This is a genomic window from Burkholderia sp. Ax-1724, from assembly GCF_011752995.1.
Taxonomy (GTDB): Bacteria; Pseudomonadota; Gammaproteobacteria; order Burkholderiales; family Burkholderiaceae; genus Paraburkholderia.
Genome location: NZ_VWWL01000005.1, coordinates 172,417 through 184,766, shown reverse-complemented (window position 1 = coordinate 184,766; position 12,350 = coordinate 172,417). Strand labels below are relative to the sequence as shown.

13 protein-coding genes are annotated in these 12,350 nt (G+C 65.2%); 7 read left to right on the top strand and 6 right to left on the bottom strand.

What is annotated here, in order from left to right; all coding sequences use genetic code 11:
- The first annotated feature begins 313 nt into the window (after nt 1-313).
- Both F3J19_RS08280 and F3J19_RS08275 read left to right on the top strand, forming a co-directional pair.
- Nucleotides 314-1,018, top strand: coding sequence for a PIG-L family deacetylase (locus tag F3J19_RS08280; protein ID WP_167039656.1), 705 nt, complete (start codon nt 314-316; stop codon nt 1,016-1,018).
- A 182-nt stretch (nt 1,019-1,200) separates the two neighbouring features.
- Entirely contained in the window at nt 1,201-1,353 is a 153-nt protein-coding gene (locus tag F3J19_RS08275) for a hypothetical protein (protein WP_167039654.1), read from the top strand.
- A gap of 46 nt (nt 1,354-1,399) precedes the next feature.
- Here the strand turns inward: F3J19_RS08275 and F3J19_RS08270 are convergent, their stop codons facing one another.
- From F3J19_RS08270 to F3J19_RS08255, 4 genes are all read right to left on the bottom strand, one after another.
- Nucleotides 1,400-2,467 carry a 2-aminoethylphosphonate aminotransferase gene (locus F3J19_RS08270; RefSeq protein ID WP_167039652.1) on the bottom strand — a complete coding sequence of 356 codons (1,068 nt, stop codon included), beginning with the start codon at nt 2,465-2,467 and terminating at the stop codon, nt 1,400-1,402.
- Between the two features lie 25 nt (nt 2,468-2,492).
- Entirely contained in the window at nt 2,493-3,656 is a 1,164-nt protein-coding gene (aepY, locus tag F3J19_RS08265) for a phosphonopyruvate decarboxylase (RefSeq protein ID WP_167039650.1), read from the bottom strand.
- The gene (gene aepX, locus F3J19_RS08260; RefSeq protein WP_167039648.1) at nt 3,653-5,398 is read right to left on the bottom strand and encodes a phosphoenolpyruvate mutase; all 1,746 of its coding nucleotides are present in this window, start codon (nt 5,396-5,398) and stop codon (nt 3,653-3,655) included. The genes aepY and aepX overlap by 4 nt, the downstream gene beginning before the upstream one ends.
- 679 nt (nt 5,399-6,077) lie before the next feature.
- Nucleotides 6,078-6,425, bottom strand: coding sequence for a hypothetical protein (locus F3J19_RS08255; protein WP_167039646.1), 348 nt, complete (start codon nt 6,423-6,425; stop codon nt 6,078-6,080).
- A gap of 505 nt (nt 6,426-6,930) precedes the next feature.
- Between F3J19_RS08255 and F3J19_RS08250 the strand changes: the two genes are divergently transcribed.
- Nucleotides 6,931-8,721 carry a penicillin-binding protein 2 gene (locus F3J19_RS08250; RefSeq protein ID WP_167039644.1) on the top strand — a complete coding sequence of 597 codons (1,791 nt, stop codon included), beginning with the start codon at nt 6,931-6,933 and terminating at the stop codon, nt 8,719-8,721.
- 250 nt (nt 8,722-8,971) lie between these two features.
- Nucleotides 8,972-9,226: a DUF2866 domain-containing protein gene (locus tag F3J19_RS08245; protein WP_167039926.1), complete on the top strand. Its 255-nt coding sequence runs from the start codon at nt 8,972-8,974 to the stop codon at nt 9,224-9,226.
- A gap of 103 nt (nt 9,227-9,329) precedes the next feature.
- Here F3J19_RS08245 and F3J19_RS08240 read toward each other — a convergent pair whose 3' ends face one another.
- Nucleotides 9,330-9,998 (bottom strand): 2-hydroxychromene-2-carboxylate isomerase, encoded by a 669-nt coding sequence (locus F3J19_RS08240; protein WP_167039642.1) that lies wholly within the window; start codon nt 9,996-9,998, stop codon nt 9,330-9,332.
- Between the two features lie 16 nt (nt 9,999-10,014).
- Between F3J19_RS08240 and F3J19_RS08235 the strand changes: the two genes are divergently transcribed.
- Nucleotides 10,015-10,212 (top strand): hypothetical protein, encoded by a 198-nt coding sequence (locus tag F3J19_RS08235; RefSeq protein ID WP_167039639.1) that lies wholly within the window; start codon nt 10,015-10,017, stop codon nt 10,210-10,212.
- A 118-nt stretch (nt 10,213-10,330) separates the two neighbouring features.
- Nucleotides 10,331-10,699 (top strand): hypothetical protein, encoded by a 369-nt coding sequence (locus F3J19_RS08230; protein ID WP_167039637.1) that lies wholly within the window; start codon nt 10,331-10,333, stop codon nt 10,697-10,699.
- Between the two features lie 113 nt (nt 10,700-10,812).
- On the opposite strand, the gene F3J19_RS08225 is transcribed toward F3J19_RS08230, so the two are convergent.
- Nucleotides 10,813-11,439 carry a LysE family translocator gene (locus F3J19_RS08225; protein WP_167039635.1) on the bottom strand — a complete coding sequence of 209 codons (627 nt, stop codon included), beginning with the start codon at nt 11,437-11,439 and terminating at the stop codon, nt 10,813-10,815.
- A 277-nt stretch (nt 11,440-11,716) separates the two neighbouring features.
- On the opposite strand from F3J19_RS08225, the gene F3J19_RS08220 reads away from it, so the two are divergent.
- Nucleotides 11,717-12,301 carry a YigZ family protein gene (locus tag F3J19_RS08220; protein ID WP_167039633.1) on the top strand — a complete coding sequence of 195 codons (585 nt, stop codon included), beginning with the start codon at nt 11,717-11,719 and terminating at the stop codon, nt 12,299-12,301.
- Nucleotides 12,302-12,350 lie beyond the last annotated feature (49 nt).

Sequence of the window (12,350 nt, the reverse complement as noted above, 5' to 3'; positions counted from 1 at the left end):
ACCCGACAGCAAGTCCGAACCTCCCGACATCGTCGCTTCGTCATACGCGGCGATCCGCTCTTCGGGCACACCGCTTGCGCGTCAGGAAACCGAGCGCAATCCGCGACGATTCCGCCTAAGCTGAGTTGACGCCGCGTTTTTCGCGCGCATCCGCATCTGCCTCGCAATCACACGCTTCGCTACACCCTGGCCGCGCCTTGCATCGCGCCGTGCATGGCGTCCCGAATCGCACCTCGAATTGCGCCCCGAATCGCACCCCGAATCGCACCCCGAATTGCATCCCCCAAACACGCCTTGACCCGCCCCGCACGCCATGAGCGAAACCACCCCACGCCTGTTCATCGTCTCGCCCCATTTCGACGACGCCGTCTTCAGCTGCGGCGCGCTGCTCGCCGCGCATCCCGACGCCGCCGTCTGCACGGTGTTCGCCGCGTCGCCCGAGCACGACATGCGCACCGAGTGGGATAAAAAAGCGGGCTTCGCGAGCGCGCGCGAGGCGATCCGCGAACGCACGCGCGAAGACAATCGCGCGCTCGACGTGCTCGACGCGATTCCGCTGCGCATGCCGTTTCGCGACGGCCAGTACGCCGATTCGCCGTCGATCGGCCAGATGGCGGCCGCGCTCGAGGAAACGATCTATCGCACGACCGCCAACACGCTGCTGATGCCGCTCGGCCTGCAGCACGACGACCACGCGCGCGTGTTCGAAGCCTGCTGCGAAATCCTGCCGCGGCTCACGCATCTGCACTGGTTCGGCTACGAGGAAGCGATTCACCGGCTCACGCCGGGCGCGCTGCAGGCGCGGCTCGCCGATCTCGCGCGGCGCGGCATCGTCGCGACGCCGGCGCACCCGAGCGCGGACCATACGATCGACATGCAACGCCGCGCGCAGCTCAAGCGCGAAGCCGTCAACGCCTACGCGAGCCAGTTGCGCGCGTTCGGCGCCGGCCATTACGACGACGTATTCGCAACCGAGCGCTACTGGCAACTGAGCGTCGGCCGCCGCGCGAAAAAATAGGGAAAAGTAGCCGACAGGAAGCGTGGCCAGCGCCTACGCTTGAATACAAAACGACGGAGACGGGCAGCGCATTTCGGCAGCGGTCCGCATGCATGGACCGTGTTGGCCCGCACTGGCCCTTACTGGCCCGCGGCAACCCCTCTCCGCCCGATTTCGCGCATTCCAACCGCAAAGGTGACGCCATGAGCGACGACCTGCACACGAGCCCGATTCCCGACCCGAACGCCGATCCGAACCGCGACCCCGAGGCCGATCCGCTCGTGCCGCCCGCGCCCGGCCATCATGTCGAGGAGCCGCAGCGGCCCGACGGACCGCCGGACAAAGACCCCGTATGAGCAATGCCGCTCACGGCGCCCCGGCATCGCACGCAGCGCGGGCCGCTCAGCGCATCAGGTCGGTAAAGCCTTGCAGCAGGCGGTCGATATCGGCCGCATGGATGTTGCCCATCGTCGAAATGCGGAACAGCTCCGCCGACAGACCACCCTGCCCCGCGTAGATGACGAAGCCGTGCGCCTTCAGCGCGTCGTGCAGTTGCGGATACGCGATGCCGTCCGGCAAGCGGTACGCGCGCAGCACCACCGACGACTGATCCGGCGGCAACACGCTACCGATGCCGCGCTCGGCGAGCCCCGCGCGCGCCTGCCCGGCGAGCCCCGCATAGCGCGCGTGACGCGCGCGCCAGCCGCCTTCGTCGGCGAGTTCGCGCAGCGCTTCGACGAGCGCGTAGTACGCGTGAACCGAGGGCGTGAACGGCGTATTGCGCTGATCCTGCAAGCGCGCGAGACGGCCGAGATCGAGGTAGTACGTGCGGCTCGCCGCCCGCGCGAGCGCCGCGCGCCGCACCAGCACGAACGACGCGCCCGGCACGCCGTGCAGACATTTGTTCGCGGTGGCGGCGACCGCATCGAGACTCGCGTCGGCGAAATCGATCGCCTCGGCGCCGAAGCTGCTCACGCCGTCCACCAGCAGACGCAGGCCGCGCGCGCGGCACAGGGCGCCGAGCGCGGCGATGTCGTTCAGACGCCCCGTGGTCGTCTCGTGGTGGATCACCGCGACGTGCGTGAACAACTTGTCGGCGTCGAGCCGCCCGGCGATCTTGGCGAGATCGGGCGCGTCCATCCAGTCGTGCTTCAGCGCTTCGTGCGCGATGCCGTACTGCGTCGCGATCTGCGCGATGCGCTCGCCGTACACGCCGTTTTCGACGACGAGCAGCTTGCCGTTCTGCGGCACGAGCGCGGCCATCATGCTTTCGACGGCGGCCGTGCCGGAGCCCGTCATCAGCACGGCCTGCCATTCGTTCGGGTCGAGCCCGTACACGTCGACAAGACGCGTGCGCGCCTCTTCCTGCAAATCGAAAAACTCGCTTTCGCGATGGCACAGGTCCGTCTGCAACAGGCTGTTGCGGACACGCTCGGTGAGCGTCACCGGGCCGGGGTTAAGCAGCAGCATGGGGGTTCCTTCAATTGCGATAGGTTCAGGCGGCGCCGATGTGGCGCATCAGGCGCGTCTTCACATCGGGCGGCGTGATGGTCGGGCGCGGCAGGCCGTCGAGCGTGCCGCGGCGGATCGTCAGGCGTGCGAAGCGCGGACCGTCGAGCGGCGGCGCGGCAAACAGCGCGTCGAGCACGGCCGGATCGTCGCTCTCGACCGCCGACGCATAACCGCACGCGGCCGCCACGCCCGCGAACGACACCTGCGCCGACACCGTCGCCTGGCCGCCGGTCGAATCGTGCGCGCCGTTGTCGAGCAGCACGTGCGTGAGGTTCGCCGGACCGTATGCGCCGAGCGTCGCGAACACGCCCATGCGCATCAGCGCGGCGCCGTCGCCGTCGAGCGCGACCACGCGCAGGTCCGGCCGCGCGAGCGCAAGACCGAGCGCGAACGGCGTCACGCAGCCCATCGAGCCGACCATGTAGAGCTGGTTCGCGCGATCGTCGATGGCATAGAGTTCGCGGCCGCAGAAGCCGGTCGAGGCGAGCACCACGGTCGAGTCGAGCGGCGTATGCGCGATGACCTTTTGCAGCGCATCGTGACGCGTCGCAAGTTCGTTGGCGGCGACGCCGCGGAACTCAGCGCGCGGCGCCACCGGCGTCTTGCGCGCGGGCGCGCCGCCGTCCTTCAGTTCGTACGGCGCGACGCTGCCCTTTTGCATCACGAGCGCATACGGGCGGCCGGTCGCGTCCATGTGCGCGACCGCGCGGTCGAGCGCCGGGCCAATCGCATCCGCCTCGGTCGGGAAGGTCTCCCATGGGATTTCCATCGTGTCGAGCATCGCCGGCGTGATCGGGCCCATCAGCGCGTGCTGCGGCTCGTCGGCGACGCCGGGCTGGCCGCGCCACGTGACGATCAGCAGTTGCGGCAAACGGAAGGTCCATGTCAACGAGGTCAGCGGACTCACCGCGTTGCCGAGCCCCGAGTTCTGCATCATCGTGATGCCGCGCCGGCCGTTGCGCGCGCCGAGCGTGACGCCCGCGATCAGCGCGACCGCGTCGCCCTCGTTGGCCGCCGATACGTAGTGCAGCGAGTCGTCCTGCAACACGTAGTTGATGAACGGCGTCAGATATGAGCACGGCACGCCCGCGTACCAGTCGAAACCGCGCTCGCGCGCCGCCTCGACGAACTGTGCGGCTTCGATCATCGCGCGTCTCCGTGTGCTTCCTGCTGTGCTTCATGCTTCGCTACCGCGCCCGCCGCCGTCGCGAACGGCGCCTGCGCGTGGGCGAAATCGCCCGCGCGGCGAAAGTCGTCGAGATCGTTGACACCGCGCCAGTGACCATGCACGTACTGCACCTCGATCGATTCGCCGGCTTCGATCAGCGCATTGAGCAGCGCGGGCATGTCGAGCGAGGCGAAATCCGCCCGTGCCTGCAACTGCGCCATCACGGCCTGCAAGCGCTCGCGCCCCGCGCCGCGCACGTTCAGCAGACCGACCCAGCGGCCATGCGGTGCCTGTGCGGCGCTCGCCGCCGCCGACTCAGCCTGAGCCTGCCCGCTCGCGACATGCCGCAGCACGACCTTCGTGCCGAACAGGCCGCGGTCGTCGACCGCCGAGCACCACGCGAAATCGCGCACGCTCGCGTTTTCCGCGTCGGTCAGCGACGAATCGACGACCACGCTGAAGGCCGCCTCGCTCTCCACCAGATCGCGCAGGATATAGCTGCGGAACAGCAGGTCGCCATACGAGATCACGGTATCGCCGCTCAGCGTGTCGAGCGCGCACGCGAGCGACGCGAGTTCGCCAGTCTGCGCATGTTGTTCGTTGACGACGAGCTTGATGCCGGCCGTTTCGATCGCGTCGGCGCGATAGCCGCCGACCACCGTGATGTCGTTGACGCCCTGCTTCTTGAACGCATCGACGAGCCAGCGCAGCAGCGGCTTGCCCGCGATCGGCAGCATGACTTTCGGACGATCCTCCGTGACGGCTTCAAGCCCCTTGCCTCGGCCCGCGGCAAGCACGACGGCGGAGCCGGCCGCGCGACCGCTCGACAGATAGCGGTCTTCGGCTTCCGAGTATTCGTCCGCATCCTGCAGGCGGAAGATTTCGTTGACAGCGGCGATGCTGTCCTCGACGTTGACGAGCGTTTCGCTCGCATGGATGTCCTTCGCGACCGCCTGCATCGCCGAGGTGGACGCGCGGATCAGATGGTTCGCCCAGATCACGGCGCTGATGCCCGCCTCGCGGAACACGTCGGTCGGCGTGCTGTAGTACTTGGTCGGCACGATCACGAGCGGCGCGCGGCCGGCCCATTCGCGCGCGAATTCGAGAATCTCGTCGGGGCGCGACAGCTTGCTGTGAATCAGGATCGCATCGGCGCCGGCCTGGCGGTAGGCTTCGGCGCGGCGCAGCGCTTCGTCCATGCCCCAGCCCGCGATCAGCGCCTCGACGCGTGCGACGATCGAGAAATGCTCGTCGTTCTGCGAGTCCTTGCCGGCCTTGATCTTGCCGCAGAATTCGTCGATCCCGGCAAGCGGCTGCGCCTCGCCGTTGATAAAGCTGTTGGTCTTCGGAAACTGCTTGTCTTCGATACACACGCCGGCGATGCCGCGCTGTTCGAGCTTGCGCACGAGGCGGCGCACATTGTTGAAGTTGCCGTAGCCGGTGTCGCCGTCGAGCAGGATCGGCAGATCGCTCGCGTCGGCCATGAATTCGAGCGTGTCGACCACCTGAGTCCAGCTCGCCTCGTTGTTGTCGCGCACGCCGAATTGCGCGGAGATCGCGAGGCCCGAGCCCCAGATCGCCTTGAAGCCGGCTTCGCGAACGATGCGCGCGGACAGGCCGTTATGGGCCTCCATCATGAATTCGAGCTCGTTGCTGAGCAGCATCTGGCGCAGACGCGCACTGCGGGATTGGGAAACAAAAACGGGTTCGCGGGCGTTCATTTTCAATACTCCTGATGGCGGGCTTATTGGTGTTTTTCTATGCCCGGCTGGCGACGGGAAAAGCGCGACTATAACGGAATTCTTTATGGCGGGTTTTCTGGAATACACACGCATTTCCGGTGTTGCGATTAAGTGGAGAAATGTGCTGTTTTTTGCGCCTGCGGTCGAATAAAGGAGTTCTGTGTTTGTTTGGTGTTTTGTGGAGTCTTGATGCGATGGCTTACTGTGTGTTTTTCCATGAGCCTTTCTGGGTATGGCTCAGATGGGTATCTGGCTTACACGGTGGTTTTCTGGCGCCTATATTTACTCATGCTTTGAATCGTTATTTTTCACGGAGAATTGCTATTTAATTAAAATTCGCAAATATTATTTTTAAATACATATCAAATAACACACCAATAACAGCACCAGAATCGCCACCACAATCATCGGCTAAACCGTTTATAAACAGACACACAAGCCAGCGAATTGGCACACAAAACGGCAGATTTTCCTGCTGGTAATCAAACCGAATTGCGCCGTCAACACAGCGAGCGGTGCATAAACAGCAATCCAATAGACGCTCGTGGTCCAAGCCCCGCTGCACCGGCTCCCGATCACAGTGACGCCCGGCGCGCTCGCGCCGGGCGTGATGCTGCTCGTGCAGCGGGCCACCCTATGCCATCGGTGCACGAGCGGGCTAGTTGTCGGCTAACTTCCGCGAGACAACGTAGACATCCACGCTACCCATGGAACATTCGGCAGACGATGCTTCGCTTGACGTGATGACCTCGATCACGCGCCCCGACTTGTCATGGAACGTCATGTCGTACACATCGCGATAAAGGTCCTGGCCGACTTTCTGCGATGCGATGCGCACCGCTTGCGTTTTCGACGCGTCGAGCTTTGTGGGATCGATGATGCCTGCATTCCGCAGCTTCACTTCGACGATGCTCCTGGGCCAGCTAACGCACTGCGCAGGTGAGCCCACCATGGCAAAGGCGGGAGCAGTGAGAAGGATAGATGCGGAGATGGCGATTGCTTTCATTCATGGCGTTGCAGCGTATAGGCGTCCGCGTGCTGGTCATTTCTCAAGCGCTCCTTCCCGTTGGTGAAAGCGTTCACCGTAGACGCACGGGCCGATAGCGTGCAATCGGACGACTCCTAAATGCGAGCGACAAGCCGGCGAGCAGACAAAAAGAAGGCGCTCCACAGGCCGGGAGCGCCTCTTCAACACGCCGCGTCGGAGTTGACGCATCAATCGAACGAGCCAGCCGCGCCGATTTTGCAAGTCCGCGCGTTTTTTTATCTGGCCGGAACTGCCCCCACCTCTTTGCGCCTCGACCGCTCGCTCAGCCATCCTTGCATAAGCCTCGCGATTAAATTACGTTTTATTTACAATCATGCGACAGCGACGGTCCTCCCCATGCGCCCGCAGCGCCTTGCAATCGCGCAGCCGGCAATGACCGTCGCCTCGCGCCGCCGGCCACGCCGCCCTTGCGTCCTGGCGTACCGGCGGCCTCGTTCAATCGAGAGTCCCGTTATTCGCGCCCATGATCCACAAGAAGAAACCGCCGTCGCACGATCCCTACGCGCCCGTCGCGAAGAACCCGCTGCTCGCCGCGCGCCTGCCCGCGTGGCGCTCGACATTCGTCGTGCTGCTCGTGTTCGGCGCGTTCGCGGCGCTCGCGGGCCGCGCGTTCTGGGTGCAGATCGTGAACCAGGACTTCTACGCCGGCGAGGGGCAAAAGCGCTATCAGCGCGTGCTCGAGCTCGATGCGACGCGCGGACGGATCGTCGATCGCCACGGCTCGATGCTCGCGGTCAGCCTCGCAACCTACGAAATCTGGGCCTCGCCGAAGCTGCTCGAAGAGGGCGCGCTCGCGCCGCTCGCGAAGCTGCTCGACCTGCCGCTCGCGGAGTTGCGCAGACGCGTCGGCGGCGAGCACAGCTTCGTGCTGCTCAAGCGCCAGGTCGATGCCGACACCGCCGCGCATCTGTCGCGGCTCGGGCTCGCCGGCATCACGCAGATCGCCGATTCGAAGCGCTTCTATCCCGAAGGCGAATCGGCCGCGCACGTGGTCGGCTTTACCGACATCGAGGACAACGGCCAGGAGGGCGTCGAGCTCGCCGCCAACGAACGGCTACTCGGCGTGCCGGGCCAGCGCGAGGTGATCCGCGACCGGCTCGGCCGCGTCGTGTCGGAGACCCGGCCGCTCGTGCCCGCGCGCAACGGCGACACGATCCACCTGACGATCGACCGGCGCATCCAGCAACTCGCGTACGCGCAACTGAAGGCCGCGATCGCGCAGCACAAGGCCGAAGCGGGCAGCGTGGTCGTGCTCGATGCGCGCAACGGCGAGATTCTCGCGCTCGCCAACTATCCGAGCTTCGATCCGAACAACCGCGCGCGCCTCTCCGGCCGGCAACTGCGCAATCGCGCGGTGATCGATACGTTCGAGCCCGGCTCGACGATCAAGCCGCTCGTCGTCGCGCTGTCGATCGACGAGGGCAAGGTGCGGCCGCACAGCGTCATCGACACGGCGCCGGGCTGGTACCGGATCGGCCCGGCCGTGATCCACGACACGTCGAATCACGGCGCGATGACGGTCGCCGAGGCGGTGCAGAAGTCGAGCAACATCGCGCTCGCGAAGCTCGCGCTGAACCTGCCGGCCGAAACCATCTGGACCAAGTACCGGCAATACGGGCTCGGCGCGAAGCCCGAGCTGACCTTTCCGGGCGTGGCCGCCGGCAAGGTGCGTCCGTACAAGCGCTGGCGTCCGATCGAACAGGCGACGATGGCGTACGGCTACGGGTTGTCGGTATCGCTGCTGCAGATCGCGCAGGTCTACACCGCCTATGCGGGCGACGGCACGATGCAGCGCGTGAGCCTGTTGCGCGATCCCGATGGCGCGGACAGCGCGGCCGGCGTGAACATGAACGCGGCCATGAACGCAAACGCCGACGATGCGCTGCTGGCCGCCGAACGCGGCGTGCCCGTGACGACGCCGGCGACCGCGCGCGCGATCCGCAACATGCTCGAAATGGCGACCGGCGCGGGCGGCACGGGCCGCGCGGCGACGGTGGACGGCTACCGCGTCGGCGGCAAGACCGGCACCGCGCGCAAACAGATCGGCGCGGGCTATGCGAAAAACCGCTATCGCGCGCTCTTCGTCGGCATGGCGCCGATGAGCGACCCGCGCCTGATCGTCGCCGTGATGATCGACGATCCGGCCGGCAAGGCGTTCTATGGCGGCACGGTGGCGGGGCCAGTGTTCAGCGGCGTGACGGGCGGCGCGCTGCAACTGCTCGGCGTGCCGCCCGATGCGGCGCAATCGCTCTGAGCGTCGGTGGGAGCGTCGGCGGACAGGTCAACGCGGCAAGGGTCGTGCTCACCTTCGCGAGACCGCACACGCGCCCGCACATCTGCGCGGCAGTGGCGCATCTTTTAAGTCTCGCTTAATTCTTCCCTGCAACTATCACGCAAACCATCCCCTGTTGAGCCGCCAGAACATCGGCGGCGCTTTTTCTCTCAACGGGTATCAAAGACGCGAGGCGAACGAGCCGATGGCCGCGAAGAAAAAGGAGGCACCCATGGTTGAAGAGATGGTTTTCGAACACCTGCGCGCCATGCCCGATCACGAATGGACTCGCCAGATCCACTCCTGCAAGGTCTCCGATCCGCTGCAACCGCCGTGGGGCCGCTCCTACCGGCTCGTCGAATGGACGATGAAGCACACGCCCGAAGCCAGCCGCCGCGTCGTTCCCGCCGAAAGTACTCCGCTCGAAATCGCACAGGCCGTGGTATCCCACGTGCCGGGCCGGCGCTTCTGCCAGCACGGCGATTGATCTCCGCCTTCACGACACGCAGCGCGTTACCGCGTTGGCTGCGGCCTTGATTCCAGCCTTGATCCCGGCCTTGACTCGCACATCAACTCGCGCATTCACCCCGTCAGTTCCGCTCACCACTCGCCGGCATCGACACGCAGTAGTCCAACGCATCGTCCAGCCGGTCGTTACCCCAGAACATTTCCGCGCCGACAAAAAACATCGGCGCACCGAAAATGCCTCTCGCGATCGCCTCATCGGTCTGCTCGCGCAGGCGCAGCTTGTTGGCGTCGCTTTGCGCATCGGCGATCAGTTGCTGCGCCGGCAAGCCGAGCACATCGAGGGCTTCGCTCACGACGTCGGGCGAACCGATGTCGCGGTCGTCGGCGAAATTCAGCTGCATGATCTTGCGGCAGTACGCGGCGATCCACGGCTCGTTCGCACCGAGCAGCGCCACGCGCATGGCCAGTAGCGCGGCGCGCGGAAACGTGCCCGGACGCGTGAGCGCGATGCCGTATTTGCGGCATTGCCGCTCCATGTCCTTCCACACGTACGCGCCTTTTTCCTTCTGCAGCACGAACGGCGAGTTGTCGTAGCCGAGCCTGCGAAACACGGGGCCGAGCAGGAACGGGCGCCATAGAACCCGCACGCCGCGCGCAGCCGCCAGCGCCTCGATGCGCATCATGCTCAGATAGCTGTAGTTGCTGCCGAAGTCGAACCAGAACTCGATGGCGCGCGGCGCCGTGACAGACGACGCCGACGCGGCAACCGGTGAAGACGCAACCTCATTCATGACTGTCTCCCGAATCATGAGCGATGCAACTCGCGCGTACCGCGGCATCGCTGCCTTGCAAAGCTTAACAGTTGCATGCAGCGCTTCTGCCTATGATGGCTTTTTGCGCTTCACACGAGACGGCCACGCCATGAATTATCCGTACGACATGCTCACCGCAACCTGTCTGTTCATCATCGTCGTTTCGTCGCTGATTCTGCTCGCGTTGTCCTAAGCTCACTGAGCTCACGGCAGTCCGCTTACGCGGCTTCAACAATCCCTATCTTTACGGCGCATCCCCATCCGCGGGACAGATTATACTGTACGCATATACAGTACTTTACGTCTGAACAATGCGTCTTCCTCCCTTCGAGCCACCCACGCTCGTCGAACTGCGCAGCTGGTGGCGCACACGTGACGAGCAGGCCGTTCAACGGCTTATCCTCGAGATTCAGCGGCACAGGCTCGCGCTGCTGGAACTGCGCAGCCTGATCGACAACGGCGTTCAGCAGGCACGAGCCGCCGACCGCTCGCTCGTCGAGCACGGCCAGCCGCTGATGGCGCTACGCATCCGGATCGCGCAGGAAGTGCTGCGCGTCGGCGACATCGACGATACGCGGCAAAAAAGCCGCACCGAGCAGGAACGGCGCGCGCTTAGCACGCAAAACCAGATGGAGTACGCGCGCGAGGGCCGTTTGCGCAGACAGCGCCGCAATGTCTAGCGTGAAACGTGGCCCAGTCTCGATCGCGAAACGCCCTCGAAGCAGCCTCGCAGCGACCGCGAAACGTCCAGGACGCGTCCAGGAAGCGACCGAAGAAAAACGACCGGCTCGCCTCAGCGCGTCTGCACGGCCACGCGCAGCCCGAGCGAAATGAACAGCACGCCGATCAGCTTGTTCTGCCAGCGGGTCAGCCAGGTCAGGCGCTTGACGAGCTTGCCGAGCGGCCGCATGGTCAGCACGATCGACGTCGTATAGAGCGCGCTCATGCCGACGAAAATCAGCCCGAGCGTCACGAACTGCAGAAACGTCGAGCCGTGTTCGGGCCGTACGAATTGCGGCAGGAAGGCGAGGAAAAACAGCGCCGTTTTCGGATTCAGCACCTCGGCGGGAATCGCCTGAAAAAACGCTTTCGAGCCCGATACCGGTACGACGGCCGGCCTATGCGGACTCGCCTGCTTCTCGCGCAATGCGCGAATGCCCAGATAGACGAGATACGCGGCGCCGACGAATTTCACCGCGTTGAACGCGAGAGCGGATGTCATCAGCAGCGCGGAAAGACCCACTGCCGCGCCGAGCGTATGCACGAAATCGCCCGTTGCGATACCGAGGCCGGTGAGAATGCCGGCCTTGCGTCCGCCGTGCAGGGTGCGCGTCAAAACCAGCAGCACGGCCGGGCCGGGAATCAGAAAGAGCCCGAGCACGACGGCAACGAAAGTCCCCAACGTGGATAGATCAAGCATGTGGTCTCCTTGCGCGCGCTGAAGCGGGTCAATGGATGCGCGTTTAACGGGCCATTGTAGACGAAGCGCTCGCCCGCGCATCGTGCCTGCCCACGTGCCTCGCCTGCATCGCCTGCATCGCTTGCATCGCTTGCTTCGCCTGCCTCACCTGCCTCACTTGCCCCGCCTGCCTCGCCTGCCCCGTGCTCCCCACGCGCCCGATGCATGGGCGATCCGTTACCATGGCGGGCACGGCCCCGCGCGCGGCCGCCTCTTTTCATCCACCGAAGTCTTTGCCTTGCCCACCTATACCCTGCCCGCGCCGCTGAGCGCGGAACTCGAGATTCGCAAGAGCCGCTTCATCGCCCACGCGATACCGGTCGCCGATCGCGACGCCGCGATGGCCGAATTGCAGCGTCTGCGCGAACAGCATCCGGCCGCGACGCATGTCTGCTGGGCGCTGCTGGCGGGCGGCCAATCGGGCATGTCCGACGACGGCGAGCCGTCCGGCACCGCGGGCCGGCCGATTCTCGAAGTGTTGCGGCATCACGATCTCGACGGCGTGCTGGCCGCCGTGGTGCGCTATTACGGCGGCGTGAAACTCGGCGCGGGCGGCCTCGTTCGCGCGTACACCGACGCAATCGCATCGGCCCTGCTCGACGCGCCGCGCGTCGAGCGGATTGCTCAGGTGTCGTTGAGCGTCGAAGTGACTTATGCCGATGAAGCGAAGGTACGCAGATGGATGGACGCCGAGGGCTACGCGCTCGTGGAAAGCGCATACGGCATGCTCGTGAAAATGACGATGCGCGTGCCCGCCAATGCGCTCGACGAGGCGAAGCGAACGCTGATCGATATGACGCAGGGCAAGGCGGGTTTCTTCTAACAGCGCTGCCGGTTCAGCGCTTCCACCGTTGAAAAGGCGAGGAAGCGCG